Raw genomic sequence first — 22,577 nt, forward strand, 5'->3', positions numbered from 1 at the left:
GGTCGTTTGCCGATTACGAACGGCGCCTCAACGCGAGGCCGGCGGCTTCGTCCCGCCCAAGCCAAATTTTTTTGAACCGGCGTCAGCGCCACATGCCGCGCATCCGGGCGCCGATGTCGATCGGCGGCGCGCGGTTGGCCGAGGATGCCTGCGCGGTCGCGGCGCGCGGCCAGGTGGTGCGCTCGAACATCGGCAGCAGTCGTTCCGGGATGAAGCGGGTGCGCGAGGCGTACATGTGGCGGTCGCCCTTGGCGGCCTGGCCGTGAACGAAGAAGCGCTGCGGCACCAGCAGATGCAGATCGTCCTTGGCGCGGGTCATCGCGACATAGAGCAGGCGGCGCTCCTCCTCGAGTTCGGCCGACGTGCCGGCGCCGAGGTCGGAGGGCATGCAGCCGTCGACGACATTGAGCACATAGACGGATTTCCATTCCTGCCCCTTGGCGGAATGGATCGTCGACAGGATCAGATAATCCTCATCGAGCAGCGGCACGCCAGCCTGGTCGCTGGTCGCATCGGGTGGATCGAGCGTGAGTTCGGTGAGGAAACGTTCGCGTGACGGGTAGCCGGCGGCGATCTGCTCGAGTTGGATGAGATCGGCGCGGCGCACCTCGCTGTCCTCGTGGATGCGATCGAGATGCGGCTCGTACCAGAGGCGGGCGCGTTCGATGTCGACGGGCCATTCCGAGTAGCGGAGGTTCTCGATGGTCTCCACGAACAGCCGCCAGTCCGCACCGGCGCGGGGGGGAGCGGGCAGTGCAACGAGCGCAGCAATCGGATCGGCGGCCTCGGTCATGCGGTCGAGCACCCGCTGTGCCGAGGCCGGTCCGACGCCGGGCAACAGATGCAGGATGCGAAAACCTGCAACCCGGTCGCGTGGATTGGCGGCGAAGCGCAGCAGCGCCAGCATGTCCTTGACATGCGCGGCGTCGAGGAATTTGAGGCCGCCGAATTTCACGAACGGAATGTTGCGGCGGGTCAGTTCGACCTCCAGCGGTCCGCTGTGCGAGGAGGTGCGGAACAGCACCGCCTGGTGCTTCAACAGGGTGCCTTCCTCGCGATTGGCCAGCACCTGCTCGACAATGTAACAGGCCTGATCGGCCTCGTCGCGGATCGTGACGAGCAGCGGCTTGCGGGTCGAGGTCCGGTCGGTCCACAGGTTCTTGGTGAAGCGCTCCTTGGCGAGCGAGATCACGCCATTGGCGGCCGACAGGATCGGCTGCGTCGAGCGATAGTTGCGGTCGAGCGTGACGATCTCGGCGGCCGGGCTGAACTGGGCCGGGAAGTCGAGGATGTTGCGCACGGTGGCGGCGCGGAACGAATAGATCGACTGCGCGTCGTCACCGACCACGGTGAGCCCGCGTCCCGCGGGCTTGAGTGCGAGCAGGATCGAGGACTGCAGGCGGTTGGTGTCCTGATATTCGTCGACCATCACATGATCGAAGCGGCCGCCGATCTCCTCGGCCAGCGCGGCGTCCGTCACCATCTGCGCCCAGTAGAGCAGGAGGTCGTCGTAATCGAGCACGTTCTGCCGCTGCTTGGCTTCGACATAGGCGCCGAACAGCTGTTTCAATTCATTGGCCCAGCCGGAGCACCACGGGAAGAACTGGCCGAGCACGGCCTCGATCGGCATCTCCGCGTTCACGCAGCGCGAATAAATTGCAAGGCAGGTGCCCTTGGTGGGGAACCGGCTTTCGGTGCGGGAGAAACCGAGATCGTGGCGGACCAGATTGATCAGGTCGGCGGAATCCTCGCGGTCATGGATCGTGAAGGCCGGGTCGAGGCCGATACGCTCGGCGAATTCGCGCAGCAGCCGAGCGCCGATGCCGTGGAACGTGCCGGCCCAGTTCAGCGCATCGGTCATGACCGAGGCGCGATCGCCGAGCACGCGGCGCGCAATGCGCTCGACGCGGCCGGCCATCTCGGCGGCGGCGCGCCGCGAAAAGGTCATCAACAGGATGCGGCGCGGATCGGCGCCAGCGACGATCAGATGTGCGACTCGATGGGCGAGCGTGTTGGTCTTGCCGGACCCCGCGCCCGCGATCACCAACAGCGGCGCGCCGACGATGCAATCCTTGCCGACCCCGTGCTCGACCGCACGGCGCTGCTCGGCATTGAGCGCATCGAGATAGGCCGTGTTGGCAAGATCAGTCACGAATCACCCCCACGAAACGCTAACAGACAATGCGATTCATTGGGGCCGACGCGCCGAGGCGGACGCAGAGAAATTAGATTGACATTAACGTGGCGCGGCGCACAACCCCGCCATGGGTGACGTATCCAAATCCGACACGCCGCTGAAGGCGACGTTCAAGGTGCGGCTAAACGGCGAGACGGTGACGCTCGCAACCGTCGGCCAGGCCTATCGCTTCATCAGCAATCTCAGCGCCGTCGAATGGATGGAGTTCCGCTCGCTGCATGATGAGGCGCTGGTTGCGCTCGAGAGAGCGGCCGGGAACGCCATGCTGACGGTGCAAGCGACCAACGCGTTGCGGATCCTGTTCGTCCGCGCGAAATTGCTTTGAAAGGAAAATGAGCCGCCCTGGTGTTCCCTTGGCCCTCCAAGGCGGCCCGAGAGTACGGCTGAAGCGCATTGCGCGCCTGGCCGTCGCGTGTACCGCCGTTACCTTGTTTGCGGCCATAACGAACAGGGCCTTACGCAACCACCGCCGATTCGGCTGTAGCCGCCGCACCACAATCAGGAGCCAACGTCGTCGACCAGGCGGTCATACACGAGCGCGGACCGGAGGTTCATGGTTGCGATCTTCAGATAGCCCGGCTCGCGCATGGCGTTGTTGAACATCATGATCGCCGTCTTCCAGTAGCCGCGCTCACGCTGATCCAGGTTCAGCGCGGACAGGTAGTCCGCGGCGTCGCCAACCGTCGCGAGCGTTCGCCCGTCCTTCAGCGTAATCGGGAACGCAAGCGGCGACCGCTTCTCCAGCTCCAGCACGTCAGGCTCCCCCAGGACCAAGCAGCAATAGGACAAAGCAGCAATAACAGGAACAGACCTAGCTGTGCCGCTATATCAAAGCCTTAAGGGGACGTCCGGGCTGGTTGGAGCGGACGGTTCAGAAAGAATCCGCCAGCGCGATCTCTGCCTTCAGCGCATCGATGCGCCGTTCGGCTTCCTCGGACGTCAGGTCGCGCGCGTACTGGTTCGGCTGATAGGCCTCCTCGGCAAGGCTCCTCAACCGCAGCGCCTGGGCGCGGGTCATCAGCCCGCCAAGGCGCTCCGCAACCCCACCATATCTTACCGCTGCCACGCTCATTGCTTGCCTCGCTTGCTGGATGGTGACTTGACAATATGTTCTATTTTTGTTCTAACAAGCCATGGACAATAAAATCAATGAAATTCGGCGCAAGATCAGCACGTTGCGAGCCGAGATGACCTTGGTCGAGGCGTCGATCCGGGATCAGGTCAACCGCGACCTCGATTGCAGTGAAGCGTCGTACCGGCTGATGGCGATGCGAGCCGAAGTGGCCGAGCTCGTCGGCCGGTGGAAGGCCGCCGGCGGCGGCGAGCGTCTCCCCACGGTGCGGGAGCGGCTCAGCCGGAGCTTCGAGGACCGTGCCGGTGCGAAGGTCAAGCTTGACAAGGCGAAAAAGCCCGGGCCCAGTCACAGCAACGCTCGGGTGTGATCGGGCCGTTCGACCAAAGAAGGGAGCCTCGAACAGCGGCTCAGGCCCAAATCAGGTTTCAAGGCGGGAACCCGAGCCGCAGGATCTGCATTTTCTTGTGGTGAGAGCCAACACCATAGCATCGCCCAGCGCCATGATCGCCGATCCGACCGCGCCACCGCGGGCATCGATGAATGACGATCGCAGTCCGTTGCTGACGCTGATCTCCTGCATCAGCTGCATCAGGACGATGCGGCTCGAGAGCAGCCATCCGGGCAGTGAGGGCAGGGATATCCTTCAGTACCGCTGCGAGCAATGCAGCCGCATCGAGCGGGTGCAATTGGTGCGGCGTAGCTGGCCGGCGGAACGCTAGCCTTTCCATTTTGCACTAGGAGCGGGCTTTCGCCTTTGGCCTGGCCGCGACGTCACGCGCGATGGCATCGAACTCGCCCGAAGCGTCGGCGGACGGGCCGCCCGTCGCGTTGTCGACCCCGTGCCCCGTCAACTTCGCGAGTTCGCGGCTGAGGTCGTGGATGTGGTACGGCTTGCGCAGCACCGGAAAGTCGGACCTCACGTCGCGCGCGCTCTCGCTGTAGCCTGTCGTCAGCAGGATCGGCAGCTCGGGCTTCCTGTCGCGGATCGTGCGCGCCAGCTTCAGTCCGTCGATCCTGCCGGGCATGACGATGTCGCTGAACACAACGTCGATCCCGTTGGTGTCGATTTCCGACAAGGCGGCCTCTGCGTTCGACGCCCAGTGCACGGTGTAACCGAGCTGTTCGAGCAGGCCCGTGCTCGCATCGGCGACGGCGGGATTGTCCTCGATCAGCAGGATCGTGGCCGAGCCGGGCACGCTGCGCCCCGTAGCCGTGCACTTTGCGGCCGCAGTCCCCCGCGGCAGGTAGATGCTGACCGTCGTGCCCTTGCCGAGCGCGCTTGTAATCTCGACCCGGCCATCCGCCTGGTGCGCGAAACCGTGAACCTGGGACAACCCAAGGCCAGTCCCTTTGCCGACCGGCTTGGTAGTGAAGAAGGGATCAAAGACCCTGTTCATGACATCGTCAGGAATGCCTTCGCCGGTGTCGGTAACGCTGACGACCACCTGGGCGGCTTCCGGGACATTGCGCGCCGCGATGGTCAGCGTGCCGCCGCCGGGCATCGCATCCCGCGCATTGACCACGAGGTTGATCAGCGCGGTCTCGAATTCGGTCGGATCGACGAAGATCGGCCAGAGATCCGCTCGGATCTCCATGTTCAGCTTGATCGCGCCGCCGAGTGCGCTGGTCAAAACCTCGCGCACCGCGGTGATCCGCTCAGTGACATTGATGGTCTGCGGATTGACACTCTGCCGACGCGCGAAGGTGAGGAGCTGCCTGGTCAGGGACGCGGCACGCTCGGATGCGGTTTCGATCGCGCTGAGCGCAAGCTTGCTCCGCTCGCTTGTCACCTCGCGCTTGATCCGGTGCAGGTTGCCGGAAATGATCATCAGCAGGTTGTTGAAGTCGTGCGCGACGCCGCCGGTCAACTGACCCAGCGCATCCATCTTCTGCGATTCCGCCAGCTGTCGCTGCACCTGTTCGAGCTTCTGTTGCGCCTCGCGCCGCTCGGAAATGTCCCGTGTGATCTTGGCAAAGCCGACCAGGCTGCCGTCGCTGTCGCGGATCGGATCGATCACGACGCTCGCCCAGAAGAACGAACCGTCCTTGCGGACCCGCCAGCCATCCTCTTCGTAGTGCCCGGTCTCGTCCGCGATCTTGAGCGCGCGGGCCGGCTTGCCCGCGGCCTGATCGGCCGGCGTATAGAACCGCGCGAAGCTCTGGCCGATGATTTCGCCGGGCGAATAGCCCTTGATGCGCTCACCGCCGGCGTTCCAATTGGCAACGATACCGGCCGGCGTCAGCATATAGAGCGCATAGTCGGTGACATTGCTCACCAGCAGACGGAACTGACTTTCGCTGGCCTCGAGGTCCTCGCGCGCCTGATGCCGCTCGGCGATGTCGCGGATGACCATCACGTAGCCGACAAGCTTGCGCTTCTCATGGATCGGATCGATGACCACAGCGGCGTAGAATTGCGATCCGTCCTTGCGGAGACACCAGCCTTCGGCCGCTGAGTGCTTTTCCTTCCGCGCCATCTGCAGCGCTTTCGCCGGAACGCCGGATGCGCGGTCTTCGGCAGGATAGAAGATCGAGAAGTGCTTGCCGAGGCTCGCCTTGGCCGGATAGCCGGTGATGCGCTCAGCGCCCTTGTTCCAGTTGATGACCCGGCCATCGGGGGCGAGCATGCAAATGGCGTAGTCGACCACGCCGCCATCCGGCCGAAAATCGCGCCGGTTCGCAACAATACCGCGTTCGAGCTGTTCTGATTTCTTAACCATCACCGATCCTGCCCCCGCCCGAAACGCGCGGGGAAAGCCAATGTTCCATGCGAACACGAGGACCGCGGGGTAATCCGACCGGCTTGGGTTGGCCTTCAGAAAAGTCCCGCCGGCGGTTGGAACTTTTTGGTTCCAGTCGCGATTAAGGTACTCGGTTTGCGTCACAAATTGCGGTTTTGGGGTTTTCCCGCTTGAATAGATCAAGGGCAGTCATTCTTATGGTCACACTGGCATTGCCGAGTCTCTGGATTCGCGGCCAGCGCGTAGGGGAAATTACATGACCGATCTCGGTTCGCCGCCTCGTCCCCGTGCTGATACACGCCGCAGCCAATCATCAAACGGAAGCCTCGATTCCTCGCACGATCTGCTGCAGTCGCTGCAAGCGATGCGCGCCGGCGACTTCTCGGTCCGGATGCGTGGCGACTATCTCGGCATCGACGGCAAGATCGCGGACGCCTTCAACGAAATCGCAGCCGCCAATGAGCGCATGGCGCAGCAATTGGCGCGCGTCGGCCAGGTCGTCGGCCGCGAGGGACAGACCCGCCAGCGCGTCAATTTCGGCCTCGCCAGCGGCGCCTGGGCCGATATGGAGAGCTCGGTCAACACGCTGATCGACGATCTGCTGTGGCCGACCCGCGAGGTCACCCGCGCGGTTGCCGCGGTGGCGCAGGGCGACCTGCTGCAGACCGTGCAGCTTGACGTCGAGGGCCGGCCGCTGCGCGGCGAATTCCTGCAGTCGGCGAACATCGTCAACACGATGATCAAGCAGCTCTCGGTGTTCACCTCGGAGGTCACGCGCGTGGCGCGCGAAGTCGGCACCGAGGGCAAGCTCGGCGGCCAGGCCCAGGTGCCGGAAGTGACCGGCGTCTGGAAAGACCTGACCGAGAGCGTCAACTCGATGGCCAACAACCTGACCGGCCAGGTCCGCAACATCGCCGAGGTGACGATCGCGGTTGCCAACGGCGACTTGTCCAAGAAGATCACGGTCGACGTTCGCGGCGAGATCCTGCAGCTGAAGGAAGCCATCAACACGATGGTCGATCAGCTGCGTTCGTTCGCTTCGGAAGTGACGCGCGTGGCGCGTGAGGTCGGCACCGACGGCAAGCTCGGCGGCCAGGCGATCGTGCCCGGCGTCGCCGGTACCTGGAAGGACCTCACCGACTCGGTGAACGCGATGTGCGGCAACCTGACCGCCCAGGTGCGCAACATCGCCAACGTGACCACGGCCGTGGCGCGCGGCGACCTGTCACGCAAGATCACGGTCGACGTCAGCGGCGAGATTCTGGAGCTGAAAGACACCATCAACACGATGGTGGACCAGCTCAACTCGTTTGCGTCGGAAGTGACGCGCGTGGCGCGCGAGGTCGGCACCGAAGGCAAGCTCGGCGGCCAGGCCCAGGTGCCCGGCGTTGCCGGCACCTGGAAGGACCTCACCGACAACGTCAACTTCATGGCGTCGAACCTGACCGCGCAGGTCCGCAACATCGCCGACGTCGCGACCGCGATCGCCGGCGGCGACCTCTCGAAGAAGATCACGGTCAACGTGTCGGGCGAGATCCTTCAGCTGAAGGAAACGCTGAACACCATGGTCGACCAGCTCAATGCCTTCGCGTCGGAAGTGACGCGCGTGGCGCGCGAGGTCGGCACCGAAGGCAAGCTCGGCGGCCAGGCCAATGTGCTCGGCGTCGCCGGCACCTGGAAGGATCTGACCGACAACGTCAACTTCATGGCGTCGAACCTGACCGCGCAGGTCCGCAACATCGCCGCCGTGACGACGGCGGTCGCGGGCGGCGACCTCTCCAAGAAGATCACGGTGGACGTGCGCGGCGAAATCCTCGAGCTGAAGGACACCATCAACACGATGGTGGATCAGCTCAACGCCTTCGCCGGCGAGGTGACGCGCGTGGCGCGCGAAGTCGGCACCGAAGGCAAGCTCGGCGGCCAAGCCGAGGTGCGCGGCGTCGCCGGCACCTGGAAGGATCTCACCGACAGCGTCAACTCGATGGCCTCGAACCTGACCGCGCAGGTCCGCAACATCGCCGAGGTCGCGACCGCGGTGGCGAAGGGCGACCTGTCGAAGAAGATCACGGTGAACGTATCCGGCGAAATCCTTCAGCTGAAGGAAACGCTGAACACGATGGTGGACCAGCTCAACGCCTTCGCCGGCGAGGTGACGCGCGTGGCGCGCGAGGTCGGCACCGACGGCAAGCTCGGCGGCCAGGCCGAGGTGCCCGGCGTCGCCGGCACCTGGAAGGACCTGACGGACAGCGTCAACTCGATGGCCGGCAATCTCACCGCGCAGGTCCGTAACATCGCCGAGGTCGCGACCGCGATCGCCGGCGGCGACCTGTCGCGCAAGATCACGGTCGACGTCCGCGGCGAGATCCTTCAGCTGAAGCAAACGCTGAACACGATGGTCGATCAGCTCAACCGCTTCGCGGGCGAGGTGACGCGCGTGGCGCGCGAGGTCGGCACCGACGGCAGCCTCGGCGGCCAGGCCAACGTGCCCGGCGTCGCCGGCACCTGGAAAGACCTGACCGATAACGTCAACTCGATGGCCGGCAACCTGACCGCGCAGGTCCGCAACATCGCCGAGGTGACCACCGCCGTGGCGCGCGGCGACCTCTCGCGCAAGATCACCGTCGACGTGAAGGGCGAAATCCTCGAGCTCAAGAACACCATCAACACGATGGTGGACCAGCTCAATGCGTTTGCGGGCGAGGTGACGCGCGTGGCGCGCGAGGTCGGTACCGAAGGCAAGCTCGGCGGCCAGGCCGAAGTGCCCGGCGTCGCCGGTACCTGGAAGGACCTCACCGACAACGTCAACTTCATGGCGTCGAACCTGACCGCGCAGGTCCGCAACATCGCCGAGGTCGCGAGCGCGATCGCCGGCGGCGACCTGTCGAAGAAGATCACCGTGGACGTGCGCGGCGAGATCCTGCTGCTCAAGGACACCCTGAACACGATGGTCGAGCAGCTGCGCTCGTTCGCCGCCGAAGTGACACGCGTGGCGCGCGAGGTCGGCACCGAGGGACGGCTCGGCGGCCAGGCCGTGGTGCCCGGCGTCGGCGGCACCTGGAAGGACCTTACTGACAACGTCAACCTGCTGGCCGCGAACCTGACCACCCAGGTGCGCAACATCGCCGAAGTCACCACCGCGGTGGCGCGCGGCGACCTGTCGCGCAAGATCACGGTCGACGTGAAGGGCGAAATCCTCGAGCTCAAGAACACCATCAACACGATGGTCGACCAGCTCAACGCCTTCGCCGGCGAGGTGACGCGCGTGGCGCGCGAGGTCGGCACCGAGGGTAAGCTCGGCGGCCAGGCCGAGGTGCGCGGCGTTGCCGGCACCTGGAAGGACCTCACCGACACCGTCAACGTCATGGCGGTCAACCTGACCGAGCAGGTGCGCGGCATCGTCAAGGTGGTGACCGCGGTCGCCAACGGCGATCTGAAGCAGAACCTGACGGTGAAGTCGAAAGGCGAGGTGGCCGCGCTCGCCGACACCATCAACAACATGACCGAGACGCTTGCGACCTTCGCCGAACAGGTCACCAGCGTGGCGCGCGAGGTCGGCGTCGAGGGACGGCTCGGCGGTCAGGCCAACGTGCCCGGCACGGCCGGCACCTGGAAGGATCTCACCGGCAACGTCAACCTGCTCGCGGCCAACCTGACTTCCCAGGTGCGCGCGATCGCGGAAGTGGCGACCGCCGTGACCAAGGGCGACCTGACGCGCTCGATCCAGGTCGACGTCCGCGGTGAGGTCGCCGAGCTGAAGGACAACATCAACACGATGATCGGCAACCTCCGTCTCACGACGGAGCGCAACACCGAACAGGACTGGCTGAAGACCAACCTGGCGCGCTTCACCAACATGCTGCAGGGCCAGCGCGATCTTGCGACCGTCGGCCGGTTGCTGCTGACCGAGCTTGCGCCGCTGATCAACGCGCATATGGGCGTGATCTATCAGGTCGACAATCCCGAGAATGCGCAGTTGCGCCTCTTGTCGGCCTATGCCAGCGACAGCAGCAATCCGCATCCGCAGATCGTCCAGTTCGGCGAGGGATTGATCGGCCAATGCGCGCTCGACAAGCGCCAGCGCCTCGTCTCCGAGATTCCCGGCGATGCGGTGCCGATCAATTCGGCGCTGATGCGGATCATGCCGAAGAACCTCGTCGTGTTTCCGGTGCAGTTCGAGAACCAGGTCAAGGCGGTGATCGAGCTGTCCTCGATCTCCTCGTTTACGACCTCGCAGATCACCTTCCTCGAACAGCTGACCGACAGCATCGGCATCGTGCTCAACAGCATCGAGGCGACGATGCAGACCGAGGCGCTGCTCAAGCAGTCGCAACAGCTCGCCGGCGAGCTGCAGACCCAGCAGAAGGAATTGCAGCAGACCAACGATCAGCTGGAGCAGAAGGCCCAGCAGCTTGCCGAACGCAACGTCGACGTCGAGCGCAAGAACCAGGAAATCGAGCAGGCGCGACGCGCGCTGGAAGAGAAGGCGACCGAGCTGTCGCTGACTTCGAAGTACAAATCCGAATTCCTTGCCAACATGTCGCACGAGTTGCGGACGCCGCTGAACTCGATCCTGATCCTGGGCCAGCAGCTCACCGAAAATCCCGACGGCAATCTGACCGGCAAGCAGGTCGAGTTCGCCCGCACCATTCACGGTGCCGGCACCGACTTGTTGAACCTGATCAGCGACATCCTCGATCTCTCCAAGATCGAGTCCGGCACGGTGACGGTCGACGCCGAGGAAATCCTGACATCGAGCCTGCTCGAGACCGTCGGACGGCCGTTCCGGCACGAGGCGGAGAACCGGCATCTCTCGTTCAGCATCGATGTCGATGCCAATCTTGCGCGCAGCATGGTTACCGACTCCAAGCGGCTGCAGCAGGTGCTCAAGAACCTTTTGTCGAATGCGTTCAAGTTCACCGCGGAAGGCGGCGTCAGCCTGACCGTGTCGGCCGCGCTCGGCGGCTGGAGTGTGGAGCATCCGATCCTCAATGCGGCGCCTGCGGTCGTTGCGTTCGAGGTGTCGGATACCGGCATCGGCATTCCGCAAGACAAGCAGAAGCTGATCTTCGAGGCGTTCCAGCAGGCCGACGCCGGCACCAGCCGCAAATATGGCGGTACCGGTCTTGGACTGGCGATCAGCCGTGAGCTCGCGGGTCTGCTCGGCGGCGAGATCCATCTGCGCAGCGCGCCGGGCAAGGGCTCGACCTTCACGCTCTATCTGCCGCTGAAATATGCCGGACCCTCGGTGGCGCTGCGTCAGCAGGCCCAGCCGTTCCCGATGCCGCACACGCCGGCGCCGGCGCTGCAGGCGTCAGGCACGCAGGAGCGTGCGATCGAGCAGCTTCCGGACGACCGGCTCAATCTCGAGCCCGGCGACACCATCCTGCTGATCGTCGAGGACGATCCGCATTACGCGCGGGTGCTGATCGATCTGGCGCGCGACAAGGGCTTCAAGGTGCTGGTCGCAAGCCGCGGCGCCGAGGCGCTGGATCTTGCCAAGCAGTTCCAGCCGAGCGCGGTGTCGCTCGACGTCTTCCTGCCCGACATGCTGGGCTGGACGGTGCTGAGCCAGCTCAAGCACAATCCGCTGACCCGTCACATCCCGGTTCAGATCATCACGCTCGACGAGGACCGGCAGCACGCGCTGGCGCGCGGCGCCTTCTCCTTCGTCAACAAGCCGACGACGACGGAAGGCGTCAGCGCGGCGCTGTCGCAGATCAAGGAATACGCCAGACCGCGCCGCAAGCGCCTGTTGATTGTGGAGGACAACGCGGCGGAGCAGCTCAGCATTACCGAACTGCTCGGGCATGAGGATATCGAGATCGTGACCACCGGCACCGGGGCAGGGGCGCTCTCAACGATGCGCGAAAATCCGTACGACTGCGTCGTGCTCGACTTGCGCCTGCCCGACATGAGCGGTTTCGAAGTGCTGGATCATATCCGCAAGGACGAGACGCTCTCCAATATTCCCGTTGTCGTGTTTACGGGCCGGGAACTTTCGGCGGAGGAAGACGCGGAACTGCACACGATGGCGCGCAGCATCGTCGTCAAGGGCGTGGAATCGCCGGAACGTCTGCTCGACGAAACGTCACTGTTCCTGCACCGTGTGATCACGGAATTGCCCGTCGAAAAACAGAGGATGCTGGAGAAGCTCAATAGTTCCGACGAGGATCTTATTGGCAAGACCGCGCTGCTGGTCGACGACGATGCCCGCAACATCTTCGCGCTCTCGAGCGTGTTGGAGCGGCGAGGTATGAAGGTGTTGACTGCGACGACCGGTCACGAGGCCATCTCGCTGGTCGAATCCAATCCCAAAATTGCGATCGTGCTGATGGACATCATGATGCCGCAGATGGACGGTTACCAGACCATCGGCGCCATCCGGCAAAACTCCACCTTCGCGCGGCTGCCGATCATCGCGCTGACCGCGAAGGCGATGAAAGGCGATCGAGAGAAATGCCTGGAGGCAGGCGCGTCCGACTATCTGGCGAAACCCGTGAACACCGAGCAACTGCTGCTGGCGATCCGCATGTGGCTGCACCGCTGATCGGCGATCGAACATGATGGACCACGAAAAGGTAAACATCCTTCTGGTCGATGACCAGCCGGCGAAGCTGCTGGCCTATGAGGTCATCCTGAAGGAGCTCGGCGAGACGCTGGTCGCCGCGTCGTCGGGCCGCGAAGCGCTGGAGTTCCTGCTCAAGAACGAAGTCGCGGTCATCCTGGTCGACGTCTGCATGCCCGAACTCGACGGCTTCGAGCTCGCGGCGATGATCCGCGAACATCCGCGCTTCCAGAAGACCGCGATGATCTTCATATCGGCAATCCAGGTCAGCGATATCGACCGGCTTCGCGGCTACGAGATGGGCGCGGTCGATTACGTGCCGGTGCCTGTCGTGCCCGAGGTGCTGCGGGCGAAGATCCGCGTGTTCGCCGAGCTCTACCGCAAGACACGGCAGCTCGAACGCCTCAACGCGGAGCTCGAGGACCGCGTGCGCGCGCGCACCGCCGAGCTCGAGCAGTCGACCACGCGGCTGGTCGAGAGCGAGGCGCGCCGCAGCATGGCGATTGCCGCCGGCAAGATGGGTTCGTGGGACTGGGATTGGGTCAACGGCGACTGGATGTGGGACGAGGGGCAATACAAGATCTTCGGCGTCGACCCGAAGTCCTTCAAGCTCACCTCCGACAATATACAGGCGCTGTTTCATCCCGACGATGTCGAACACCTCCGGCAAGCCTGGACCGGCTTCGGCAAGGGCCAGACGTCCTACGAAACCGAATTCCGTGTCATGCGGCCGGACGGCGAGGTGCGCTGGTGCGTCGGCACGGCCGCGGCCACCAGCGACCGCAACGGCAAGGTGGTTCGGGTGAGCGGCGTCACCGTCGACATCACCGATCGCAAGAAGGCCGAGGAGCGGCAGAGCCTGTTGACCCGCGAGGTCGACCATCGCGCCAAGAACGCGCTCGCGCTGGCGCAATCGATCGTGCGGCTGACGCGCGCACAGAACGTGACCGCCTACGTGCGGGCGGTCGAGGGCCGCATCACGGCGCTGGCGCGCGTTCACACCGTGCTGTCGCTGTCGAGCTGGCAGGGCGCTGAAATCCGGCGGCTGGTCGCCGAGGAGATCGCGCCGTATTCGGAGGCCGGGCAGATCCAGATTGACGGCGCGGAGGTGCAGTTGCAGCCCGCGACCGCGCAGACGCTGGCACTGGCGTTGCATGAGCTCGTCACCAACTCCGCCAAATATGGCAGCCTCTCGGTGTTGTCGGGCCGGCTCGCGATCACCTGGGAGTTGCACGATGACACGCTGATCCTGGCCTGGGTGGAATCCGGCGGACCTCCCGTGACCAAGCCGAAGCAGAAAGGTTTCGGCACCCGAAGCGTGATCGCCAGCATCGAAACCCAGCTCGGCGGGCGCGCCGACTTCGATTGGCGCGCCGAGGGCCTGGTGTGCCGGCTCACGGTTCCGCTCAAGGCGCTTGTCGGCGAGACGCCGGCGTTCCGCGAACCGTCGGCAGCCGAACGCAAGCCCTTGGTCAGTTCCAGAGCCGTGTAGCGCGTCGCGGCCGAACAGGAACCAAGCGCCGGACGCTGCGGTTAACGAAGCTTGACCGCTCCGTTCGTGGCTTGAGGTGCTGCCGTGGATGCCCAAACCCGTGAGCGCGGGCCGTCCGCGGAGAAGCCGCGGCAGCCTGAGCGCAATCCCGAGCAAGAAACGCGACCCGACCGCGAATCCTTGCCGCAGCAGGAGACCGGGCGCAAGCCATCGATGCGTGATCGGCTGCGCGAGCACTGGCTGCTTGCCACAGTCGGCGCCTGTCTGCTCCTGCTCGCGATCATCGGTGGCGTGAGCTACTGGCTCGATGCCCGTCATTATGAATCGACAGATGACGCGTTCGTGGCCGCACGCAGCTTTGCGGTGGCGGCAAAGGTCGGCGGCTACGTCGTCGAGGTCCCCGTCACCGACAACCAGCACGTCAATGCCGGCGATCTCCTCGCGAGGATCGACGAGCGCGACTACAAGATCGCCGTCGATCAGGCCAGCGCACAAGTCGCGGTCGCAGAGGCCAACATCGCCAATGTCGAGGCCCAGATCGACAGCCAGCAGGAGCAGATCAAGGAAGCCAAGGCGCAGCAGCAGCAGGCCGAGGCGCAATTGAAGTTCGCGCGGGAGGAGGCGGAGCGCGCCCAGAACCTCGTCGAAAAGGGCGCGGGCACGGTGCAGCGGCAGCAGCAGACGCGCTCGGATCTCGACGCCCAGCAGGCCAATGCCAGCCGCGCCAGGACGGCAGTGACCGCGGCCGAACTCGGCGTCAAGACGCTCGAGGCTCAGCTCAAGAGCAGCAAGGCATCGCTGGAGCAGGCGCAGGCACAGCTCGATCAGGCTAAATTGAACCTGCGATATACAAGCATCGTCGCGGCGCAATCCGGGCGCGTCGTCAAACTGAGTGGCGCGGTCGGCACCTATGTGGCGCCGGCCCAGAGCGTCATGATGTTCGTTCCCGACGAGGTCTGGATCACCGCCAACTACAAGGAAACGCAGCTGACGGACATGCGCCCGGGCCAGCCGGTCGAGATCAGGATCGACGCGTATCCGGGGCGCAAGCTCACCGGCCGCGTGGCTTCGGTTCAGCCGGGCTCAGGCACTGCGTTCAGCCTGCTGCCGGCGGAGAACGCGACCGGCAATTTCGTCAAGGTCGTGCAGCGCGTTCCCGTGAAGATCGTGATCGACAATTGGCCGGATGACGTTCCGATCGGACCCGGCATGTCGGTCGTGCCCTGGACCAGGGTGCGATGACCGACGTTGCGGCAGGCGGCGGCGCGGCCTGGTCGCCGGAGCGTTCGGCTGCCGGCGGACATAATCCCTATATGATCGCCTTCGTCGTCTCGATCGCGACGTTCATGGAGGTGCTGGACACCACGATCGCCAATGTGGCCTTGCGTCATATCGCGGGCGGCCTGGCGGTCGGCATCGACGAGAGCACCTATGTCATCACCAGCTATCTGGTCGCCAACGCGATCGTGCTGTCGATCTCGGGCTGGCTCTCGACCGTGATCGGCCGCAAGCGCTTCTACATGATCTGCGTCGGCACCTTCGCATTTGCGTCCCTGCTTTGCGGGCTTGCCTGGAGCCTGGAGGCGCTGGTTCTGTTCCGGATCATCCAGGGCCTTGGCGGCGGCGGGATGGCGACGAGCGAGCAGGCGATCCTCGCCGACTCCTTTCCGCCGGCCAAGCGTGGCCAGGCGTTCGCGATCTACGGCGTCGCGGTGGTGGTTGCTCCCGTGGTTGGGCCGACGCTCGGCGGCTGGATCACCGATACCTATAGCTGGCACTGGATCTTCCTGATCAACGTGCCGATGGGCTTGCTCTCGCTGTTCCTGGTCGGGACGCTGGTCAAGGAGCCCTCCGGTGCCGAGCAGGAGCGCAAGCAGCTCCTCAAGAACGGCCTGCGCGTCGACTACATCGGCTTCGTGCTGGTCGCGATCGGGCTCGGTTCGCTCGAATTCGTGCTCGACGAAGGCCAGCGCAAGGACTGGTTCGGGTCCAACATGATCGTCGGCTTCGCGCTGGCCTCGGCGATTTGTCTGATCGCGCTGGTTCCCTGGGAGCTGACGCGCAAGGACCCGATCGTCGATCTCCGTCTGCTGGGACGCCGCCAGTTCGGATCGTGCTTCCTGGTGATGCTGTGCACCGGCGCGGTGCTGATCTCGTCGACGCAGCTCCTGCCGCAGCTGTTGCAGACCGAGCTGAACTATACTGCGCTGCTGGCAGGGCTCGCACTGTCGCCCGGCGGCATCGTCACGCTGATCTTGATGCCGGTGGTCGGCAACCTCGTCAGCCGCGTTCAGCCGAAATATCTGATCGCGATCGGCGGCTGCATCGTTGCATTCTCGATGTGGCACCTGACGGGATTGAACGGCGACATCACCTATGGCTACGCCGCGCTCGCGCGCATCTTCCTCTCCGCCGGGCTGCCGTTCCTGTTTCTGCCGGTCACGACGGCGTCCTATGACGGCGTGCCGCCGGACAAGACCAACCAGGCCTCGGCACTGATCAACGTCGCGCGCAATATCGGCGGGTCGATGGGCGTCGCACTCGCCCAGACCGCACTGGCGCAACGCCAGCAATTCCACCAGAGCCGGCTGATCGAGCATGCCGCGCCGTCCGATCTCGGGTATCAGCAGACCATCGACACGATGACGCGCTTCTTTCAGGCGCAGGGGTCGAACGCATCGGACGCCGCGTCCCAGGCGGTCGCCTGGGTCGGCCAGACCTTGCAGCGGCAGGTCGACCTGCTCGCCTATATCGACGTGTTCTGGATGCTCTCGATCATCGGCCTCGTGATGATCCCGCTGGCGCTGATCATCAAACCGGTCGATCTGACGGCGCCACCCAAGGGACATTAGAGCAGACGACATTGTGAACGCGGGAGCGGCCGAACCGCGCTATGAACGGCGTGGCCGAAGGGAAATCGCGCGAGGAGCATATGCCCAGGACGAGTCTTGCCGCTGCGGGTCTGTCGGTCGTCTTCCTCGCGGCGATCAGCATCACGCGGTCGGGCGCCGAGCCCGTGCTGAAAGGCGCGGAAGCCTTCGGCGGCTGGCAACGCGACAAGCCGGGCAGGGTGCGCCTGATCACGCCGCAGGACTTACCCAAGCCCGGGGCAACGGCGTCGAGCAGCAAGTTTCCGCGCGTCATGCCGAGACCTGCATCGGCCGCGCCGCAGGTGCCGGCAGGGTTCAAGGTCGAACTGTTTGCGAGCGGGCTCAGCGGCCCGCGGATCATCCGGGCCGCGCCCAATGGCGATATCTTCGTTGTGGAGACCGGCTCCGGCCGCATTCGTATCCTGCGCAGCCCCGATGGTGCCGCCAGGCCTGCGACCAACGAAGTCTACGCAACCGGCTTGAACCAGCCGTTCGGCATCGCATTCTTCCCGAGCGGCGACGCTCCGCAATGGCTCTATGTCGCCAACACCGACAGCGTCGTGCGCTTTGCCTACCGTAACGGCGATCTCAAGGCGTCGGGAAAGCCCGAGACGATCGTCGCCCGGCTGCCGCCCGGCTACGGCCATTCCACGCGTGATATCGTGTTCACGCCGGACGACAAGCGGATGCTGGTATCGGTCGGCTCCGCCGGCAACGCAGGCGAGGGGCTGGGCCGCCCGCCGAAAGGGATCGAGGCCTGGAGCCGCGACCATGCGCTCGGCGCTGCCTGGGGCGACGAGACCGACCGCGCCGCCGTGCTCGCCTTCGATCCTGACGGCAAGAACAAGAAGCTGTTTGCCACCGGGATCCGCAACTGCGTCGGACTTGCGATCCAGCCCGGAAGCGGCACGCCGTGGTGCTCGACCAACGAGCGCGACGGCCGCGGCGACAACCTCGTGCCCGACTACGTGACACGGGTCCGCGAAGGCGCGTTCTACGGCTGGCCCTGGTATTACATCGGCGGCAACGAAGACCCCGCGCACGCCGGCGCACGGCCCGACCTGAAGGACAAGGTGACGGTCCCCGACGTGCTGTTGCAGGCCCACTCGGCGTCGCTCGGCCTGACCTTCTACACCGGCAGCAGCTTTCCGCCGGAATATCGCGGCGATGCGTTTGCTGCCGAGCACGGCTCGTGGAATCGGTCGAAGCGCACCGGCTACAAGGTCATTCGTATCAGGCTGAAGGACGGCGTGCCGACCGGCGAGTACGAGGATTTCGTCACCGGCTTCGTCATCGGCGACAATGAGGTTTGGGGCCGTCCGGTCGGTGTGACGGTCGCGCGCGACGGCGCGCTGCTGGTCTCCGAAGACGGCAACGGCACGATCTGGCGCGTCAGCCGCGACTAATGCTGCAGGCGGCGCGCGCTAGCCGAGCCCGTCCTTGAGTCCATATTCCTCGTAGATGGTCAGGGGATCGGTGTCGGGAAACAACCGGCACTTGGCCTGCGCAAGATGCAGCGTGACGGCGCCGGCCTCACATCTGGCGGTCAGGATCTTTCGGACATCCTCCATATGCGCGCGCGGCTGATGCTTTGACGGCAACTGTTCGAGCGCCACCAGCGCTGTGGCCAGGGCCTCCGTGACCACCCATTCGTCGTGTCCGGTAATTCCCTTTCGCGGCATCGCCACACCCTCCGTAGCACCGGCCGCGACATTGTAGCGCGAGATGGGTGGGGGCTGTCATCAGCCAACATTGGCAGGGCAGCGGGGAACCGGTTCGCGTGGCCCTGCCACGATGCGCCGCAGGGAACCGGCGTGGCAGCGCGCGGAAGCAATGATTAGAACCACGAGGCTCGCTTCTTCGTCCCCGGTCAGTCCACCCAAATGTTCGCTCCCTATCTCTCGGCCTGGAGTCTTGTCCCCGACGGCGCCCCGATCGTGACGCACGCCGCACGGTTGCTGCCGGTGCGCCGGCATGGGGAGCCGGCCATGCTCAAGCTCTCGCACGAGCCGGACGAACGCCTCGGCGCTGTCGTGATGGAGTGGTGGGACGGCGAAGGTGCGGCGCGGGTTCTTGCCCGTGACGGCGACGCCCTTCTGCTCGAGAGGGCGATGGGATCGGCTTCGCTCAGCGAAATGGCGCGAACCGGCCGGGACGACGAGGCCTGCAGGATTCTCTGTGCAACGGCCGATCGGCTTCACGCCGAGAGAGCGATGCCGCGGCCGGATCTGACGCCGCTGACGCACTGGTTTCGTGAGTTGTGGCCCGCGGCAAGGGCACATGGCGGCATTCTGAACCGATCGGCGGAAGTTGCCGAAGCTCTGCTGGGCAATCAGCGTGGGATCGTGGTCCTGCACGGCGACTTGCACCATGACAATGTGCTCGACTTCGGCGCGCGCGGCTGGCTTGCGATCGATCCGAAGCATCTTGTCGGCGAGCGCGGGTTCGACTTCGCCAACATCTTCACCAATCCGGATCTTGCGGATCCGACGCGGCCGGTCGCGACCAAACCCGGACGCTTTGCCCGGCGGCTCGACCTTGTCGTTGAAGCCGCGCGGCTCGATCGCCGGCGCCTGCTGTCATGGATCGTGGCCTGGACCGGCTTGTCGGCAGCCTGGTTTCTGGGGGACGGCGATCCGCTCGCCGAAATCGACCTTACCATCGCACAGCTCGCCGCCGCGGAGCTCGACCGGATGGCGTAGAGCGCGCAGCGATTACGCCGCCGCGGCGCTGGCTCCACTCAGCGACACGCTCAAAATCCGCCACTTCGAGATATCGAAGAAGTAGGCGGCCTTGATGCGCGCGGAAGCGGGGTCCGGCGCCTGAATCGCCGTGTGGAATTGCCGCGTCCCATCGCTCAGCGAAATCCGGAATGTTTGCATTGGTCGAACCTCCACGCGCGGATGCTGCGGCACGGAGCGTTAACATCCGGTTGCAGTCGATGGCGCGCGCGACACGTGCACTTCTCACTCGGGTGAGGCCGGCGGCAGCCGCACCATCGTGTCCTCCGCACCAACGACGCGTCCGTCTTGCGCGCGCAGCTCGAGCCGCCGCACCGGCAGCCCGTTCTTGCGGTCGACCAGGAGCACATGCGCCTCGTCGGGTTCAAAGAAGAAGTCCTCACCCCACTGCCGGAGCGCGACGAGAAGAGGGAAGAGCCCGCGTCCCTTTTCGGTCAGCACATATTCCTGGTAGGGGCTGCCGTCGCTTGCCGGCACCGTCTCCATGATGCCGTGCGCCAGAAGATTGCGGAGCCGGGCCGAGAGGATGTTCTTGGCAAGCCCGAGGCTCTTCTGAAACTCGCCGAAGCGGCGCAACCCGTCGAAGGCATCGCGGACAATCAGCAGCGACCACCAGTCGCCGATCGCATCCAGCGGCCGGGCGACGCCGCACATCGAGTCCCTGTGGCTCACTCGCTTGGCCATCGTGATCCTCAACACTCATTCCCTGGGGTGATCTGCGCTCAGTGGCGCGGCCGGAAAACCACCCGGATCGTTGGTTCGATATATTGGTTGCAAAGTAAAACCTCAAGCGCTACACGTTGGTTTCAAATTGAAACCATGCGAGGTCAGAGCCGTGATCCAAGCCGACGCCACGTTCGACGGCACTTTTCCGTTCTCGCCGCATTTCAGCGCGGCGCCGGGCTTTCAGATGCATTATGTCGACGAAGGCCCGCGGGACGGCGAGGTGGTGCTTTGCCTGCACGGCGAGCCAAGCTGGGGCTATCTGTTCCGCCACCTGGTGCCAGGCCTCAGTGCGACGCACCGGGTGATCGTTCCGGATCACATGGGCTTTGGCAAGAGCGCGACGCCGGGGCATCGCAGCTATTGGCTGCAGGACCATGTCGACAATCTCGAAGCGCTGGTCCGCGCGCTCGATCTCACCAACATCACCCTTGTCATGCATGATTTCGGCGGCCCGGTCGGCATGGGGTTAGCGGCCCGGCATGCGGACCGGATCCGCCGCATCGTCTCCGCCAATGGGCCAACGCCGTTCGGGCAGAGCGATCTGTTCGATCGCGTCGCCGCCAACGCGCAGGCCTCGCCGTGGTTTCAATGGATCGCAAAGGCCGAGGCGAGCGGCGACCTCGAGCCGGTTCTCGGACAACTCGGCTTCAACATCCTGAGCACGCTGAAGCTCAACGGATTCGAGAACAACGCCGTCATCACGGACGCCTGGCTCGCCGCCTACGGCGCGCACTTCGCCCGTCCGGCGGACTGCCTCGGTGCGATCGGCTGGGCCAAGGGCTTTGCGACCGGCGCGCATCAATTCCAGACGCCTGATCCCGCCGCCGACCGTTTGATTCGCAGCAAACCTGCGCTCGCAATCTGGGGCGAGGCGGACCGCACGCTGCGCGCAGAGCATTTCCTGCCGCTGTTTTCCGCAATCTTCCCGGCGGCACCGGTCAGGCGCCTTGCCGGTGTCGGGCACTATTGTTTCGAGGATGCGCCTGAGGAAATCCCAGGCCTGATCGCGGAGTTCATCCGGCAGACGTGACTGCACGTCACATCGTGCATTCCGCCGAGATCGCCGCCTCAAGTGCCGGCACCCAGGCCTTGTAGGCGGCCGCGGTGAAGTGAATGCCGTCAGCCATCTTCGCGCCGGACGGCAAATGCGGGTCGATAAACCGAACACCGCGCGCAACTGCGGCAGCTTCGATCGCGCGGTTGGTCCGTTCGTCAGCTGCGACGGCAATGACCACCAATGGCCGCGTCGACAGCGGCTTGACGGCATCGATGAGGTCGGTGAAGTCGCGTTGCGCCGTTGGCGATCCAGCGTCGTTCGCGCCCACCGCGAGGACGAGCAGGAATGCGCCCTGATCCTGCAGCACGCGCCCGGCGAGCTGCTTTGCCTCCGGGATGGTCTGACCGCCAACGCCGGCATTGATGACCGGACGTCCGCAGAGCAGCCGGGGCAGCGGAGCCATTTCGGTGATGCTATCGCCAAGCACAACGATCGGCGCCGGCGCGTCGGCGAGCGCGGCGCGTATCATGAATTCGCGCACCGCGGCATGATCGTGAAAGCCGTGCTGAGACACCTCACCGAAGCGGTTGCGCATCCTCTGCAGCTCCGCAAAGGAAGCGACAAAACCAATCAGAAAAGTAACGGCCAAAACCCAAGGTAGTGCGCGACGCATTGCTCGTCAGAGCTACCATCGCCGCTCCAGCCCGAGCAATATTCAGAAACAACCGCACAACGCCGGAGCGATCACTTTATGCGGATCACGCCCTGCGGGAGGTTGCTGGATACGGCGGCGAGCAACCCGTTACCATCGTCGCGGCCGTCTGGTGGTCGGCTGTCGCGCAGCCGCTTTAGTCTCAGCTCTGAGCCCGGCCGACTTCGCGCGGTGCTGAATCGCTCGGTATCGACGCTGTGACGCCGGCCTGATCGTGGCATTGTCCCGAAAAGACGCCGCCGGTCTCACAAATATACGCCCGGCGGCGTTTTCTTCCTGGACTGGGACACTGAAATCCCCAGCACCGTCAAAAGTGCAGAGATGATGCCATCGGTTCACGCGGGACGGCTAAGTATGCATGCCGCATCGCTGGATTCCTTGACCTAGGGTCCAGACTCAATTGAGCCAATATGCGACGAGAGCGGCGAGATGAACAGCGGCCAAAAAATTACGGGCGAGCT

Annotated in this window: 18 protein-coding genes; 10 read left to right on the top strand and 8 right to left on the bottom strand. The window is 64.7% G+C overall.

The window, feature by feature from the left end; genetic code table 11:
* Positions 1 to 82: 82 nt before the first annotated feature.
* On the bottom strand, positions 83 to 2,152 hold the full coding sequence (locus QJT82_RS17460) for an ATP-dependent helicase (RefSeq protein ID WP_028340666.1): 2,070 nt from the start codon (positions 2,150 to 2,152) through the stop codon (positions 83 to 85).
* A gap of 112 nt (positions 2,153 to 2,264) precedes the next feature.
* Here QJT82_RS17460 and QJT82_RS17465 point away from each other — a divergent pair, with 112 nt between their 5' ends.
* Positions 2,265 to 2,522: a hypothetical protein gene (locus QJT82_RS17465; protein ID WP_028340665.1), complete on the top strand. Its 258-nt coding sequence runs from the start codon at positions 2,265 to 2,267 to the stop codon at positions 2,520 to 2,522.
* 173 nt (positions 2,523 to 2,695) lie between these two features.
* Here the strand turns inward: QJT82_RS17465 and QJT82_RS17470 are convergent, their stop codons facing one another.
* Both QJT82_RS17470 and QJT82_RS17475 read right to left on the bottom strand, forming a co-directional pair.
* Complete coding sequence (locus tag QJT82_RS17470) at positions 2,696 to 2,950, bottom strand: hypothetical protein (protein WP_016845793.1); 255 nt, start codon at positions 2,948 to 2,950, stop codon at positions 2,696 to 2,698.
* Positions 2,951 to 3,068: 118 nt separating this feature from the next.
* Positions 3,069 to 3,269: a DUF3072 domain-containing protein gene (locus QJT82_RS17475; RefSeq protein ID WP_026192767.1), complete on the bottom strand. Its 201-nt coding sequence runs from the start codon at positions 3,267 to 3,269 to the stop codon at positions 3,069 to 3,071.
* A 61-nt stretch (positions 3,270 to 3,330) separates the two neighbouring features.
* On the opposite strand from QJT82_RS17475, the gene QJT82_RS17480 reads away from it, so the two are divergent.
* Positions 3,331 to 3,639 (top strand): hypothetical protein, encoded by a 309-nt coding sequence (locus QJT82_RS17480; protein WP_035631559.1) that lies wholly within the window; start codon positions 3,331 to 3,333, stop codon positions 3,637 to 3,639.
* Between the two features lie 169 nt (positions 3,640 to 3,808).
* Entirely contained in the window at positions 3,809 to 3,991 is a 183-nt protein-coding gene (locus QJT82_RS17485; protein ID WP_225646739.1) for a hypothetical protein, read from the top strand.
* Positions 3,992 to 4,006: 15 nt separating this feature from the next.
* On the opposite strand, the gene QJT82_RS17490 is transcribed toward QJT82_RS17485, so the two are convergent.
* Positions 4,007 to 5,992: a PAS domain-containing sensor histidine kinase gene (locus QJT82_RS17490; protein WP_051447858.1), complete on the bottom strand. Its 1,986-nt coding sequence runs from the start codon at positions 5,990 to 5,992 to the stop codon at positions 4,007 to 4,009.
* A gap of 385 nt (positions 5,993 to 6,377) precedes the next feature.
* Here QJT82_RS17490 and QJT82_RS17495 point away from each other — a divergent pair, with 385 nt between their 5' ends.
* The 5 genes from QJT82_RS17495 to QJT82_RS17515 all read left to right on the top strand — a co-directional run bounded on the left by QJT82_RS17495 (position 6,378) and on the right by QJT82_RS17515 (position 18,346).
* Positions 6,378 to 12,560 (top strand): HAMP domain-containing protein, encoded by a 6,183-nt coding sequence (locus tag QJT82_RS17495; RefSeq protein WP_155258492.1) that lies wholly within the window; start codon positions 6,378 to 6,380, stop codon positions 12,558 to 12,560.
* A 16-nt stretch (positions 12,561 to 12,576) separates the two neighbouring features.
* A complete protein-coding gene (locus QJT82_RS17500; RefSeq protein ID WP_035631585.1) occupies positions 12,577 to 14,070 on the top strand; it encodes an HWE histidine kinase domain-containing protein in 1,494 nt (497 codons plus the stop codon).
* An 84-nt stretch (positions 14,071 to 14,154) separates the two neighbouring features.
* Positions 14,155 to 15,312 (top strand): HlyD family secretion protein, encoded by a 1,158-nt coding sequence (locus QJT82_RS17505; RefSeq protein WP_028340662.1) that lies wholly within the window; start codon positions 14,155 to 14,157, stop codon positions 15,310 to 15,312.
* Entirely contained in the window at positions 15,309 to 16,922 is a 1,614-nt protein-coding gene (locus QJT82_RS17510; RefSeq protein ID WP_028340661.1) for a DHA2 family efflux MFS transporter permease subunit, read from the top strand. The genes QJT82_RS17505 and QJT82_RS17510 overlap by 4 nt, the downstream gene beginning before the upstream one ends.
* A gap of 80 nt (positions 16,923 to 17,002) precedes the next feature.
* A complete protein-coding gene (locus tag QJT82_RS17515) occupies positions 17,003 to 18,346 on the top strand; it encodes a sorbosone dehydrogenase family protein (RefSeq protein ID WP_028340660.1) in 1,344 nt (447 codons plus the stop codon).
* Between the two features lie 18 nt (positions 18,347 to 18,364).
* Here QJT82_RS17515 and QJT82_RS17520 read toward each other — a convergent pair whose 3' ends face one another.
* Entirely contained in the window at positions 18,365 to 18,622 is a 258-nt protein-coding gene (locus QJT82_RS17520) for a hypothetical protein (protein ID WP_028340659.1), read from the bottom strand.
* A gap of 201 nt (positions 18,623 to 18,823) precedes the next feature.
* Between QJT82_RS17520 and QJT82_RS17525 the strand changes: the two genes are divergently transcribed.
* Positions 18,824 to 19,642: an aminoglycoside phosphotransferase family protein gene (locus tag QJT82_RS17525; protein WP_028340658.1), complete on the top strand. Its 819-nt coding sequence runs from the start codon at positions 18,824 to 18,826 to the stop codon at positions 19,640 to 19,642.
* 12 nt (positions 19,643 to 19,654) lie between these two features.
* On the opposite strand, the gene QJT82_RS17530 is transcribed toward QJT82_RS17525, so the two are convergent.
* Positions 19,655 to 19,822, bottom strand: coding sequence for a hypothetical protein (locus QJT82_RS17530; RefSeq protein ID WP_016847764.1), 168 nt, complete (start codon positions 19,820 to 19,822; stop codon positions 19,655 to 19,657).
* Between the two features lie 84 nt (positions 19,823 to 19,906).
* Positions 19,907 to 20,365 carry a helix-turn-helix domain-containing protein gene (locus tag QJT82_RS17535; protein ID WP_028340657.1) on the bottom strand — a complete coding sequence of 153 codons (459 nt, stop codon included), beginning with the start codon at positions 20,363 to 20,365 and terminating at the stop codon, positions 19,907 to 19,909.
* A gap of 151 nt (positions 20,366 to 20,516) precedes the next feature.
* On the opposite strand from QJT82_RS17535, the gene QJT82_RS17540 reads away from it, so the two are divergent.
* Positions 20,517 to 21,437, top strand: coding sequence for an alpha/beta fold hydrolase (locus QJT82_RS17540; RefSeq protein WP_028340656.1), 921 nt, complete (start codon positions 20,517 to 20,519; stop codon positions 21,435 to 21,437).
* Between the two features lie 7 nt (positions 21,438 to 21,444).
* On the opposite strand, the gene QJT82_RS17545 is transcribed toward QJT82_RS17540, so the two are convergent.
* Positions 21,445 to 21,999: an SGNH/GDSL hydrolase family protein gene (locus QJT82_RS17545; protein WP_028340655.1), complete on the bottom strand. Its 555-nt coding sequence runs from the start codon at positions 21,997 to 21,999 to the stop codon at positions 21,445 to 21,447.
* Positions 22,000 to 22,577: the final 578 nt, after the last annotated feature.

Source organism: Bradyrhizobium sp. Mp19 (assembly GCF_029952935.1).
In the GTDB taxonomy this organism is placed as follows: Bacteria; Pseudomonadota; Alphaproteobacteria; order Rhizobiales; family Xanthobacteraceae; genus Bradyrhizobium; species Bradyrhizobium elkanii.

Coding starts and splice junctions, on each gene's coding strand:
- QJT82_RS17465 (WP_028340665.1), top strand. CDS start 2,265: ATGGGTGACGTATCCAAATCCGACACGCCGCTGAAGGCGACGTTCAAG.
- QJT82_RS17475 (WP_026192767.1), bottom strand. CDS start 3,269: ATGAGCGTGGCAGCGGTAAGATATGGTGGGGTTGCGGAGCGCCTTGGC.
- QJT82_RS17480 (WP_035631559.1), top strand. CDS start 3,331: ATGGACAATAAAATCAATGAAATTCGGCGCAAGATCAGCACGTTGCGA.
- QJT82_RS17485 (WP_225646739.1), top strand. CDS start 3,809: ATGAATGACGATCGCAGTCCGTTGCTGACGCTGATCTCCTGCATCAGC.
- QJT82_RS17490 (WP_051447858.1), bottom strand. CDS start 5,992: ATGGTTAAGAAATCAGAACAGCTCGAACGCGGTATTGTTGCGAACCGG.
- QJT82_RS17495 (WP_155258492.1), top strand. CDS start 6,378: ATGCGCGCCGGCGACTTCTCGGTCCGGATGCGTGGCGACTATCTCGGC.
- QJT82_RS17500 (WP_035631585.1), top strand. CDS start 12,577: ATGGACCACGAAAAGGTAAACATCCTTCTGGTCGATGACCAGCCGGCG.
- QJT82_RS17510 (WP_028340661.1), top strand. CDS start 15,309: ATGACCGACGTTGCGGCAGGCGGCGGCGCGGCCTGGTCGCCGGAGCGT.
- QJT82_RS17515 (WP_028340660.1), top strand. CDS start 17,003: ATGCCCAGGACGAGTCTTGCCGCTGCGGGTCTGTCGGTCGTCTTCCTC.
- QJT82_RS17520 (WP_028340659.1), bottom strand. CDS start 18,622: ATGCCGCGAAAGGGAATTACCGGACACGACGAATGGGTGGTCACGGAG.
- QJT82_RS17525 (WP_028340658.1), top strand. CDS start 18,824: ATGTTCGCTCCCTATCTCTCGGCCTGGAGTCTTGTCCCCGACGGCGCC.
- QJT82_RS17530 (WP_016847764.1), bottom strand. CDS start 19,822: ATGCAAACATTCCGGATTTCGCTGAGCGATGGGACGCGGCAATTCCAC.
- QJT82_RS17535 (WP_028340657.1), bottom strand. CDS start 20,365: ATGGCCAAGCGAGTGAGCCACAGGGACTCGATGTGCGGCGTCGCCCGG.
- QJT82_RS17545 (WP_028340655.1), bottom strand. CDS start 21,999: ATGCGCAACCGCTTCGGTGAGGTGTCTCAGCACGGCTTTCACGATCAT.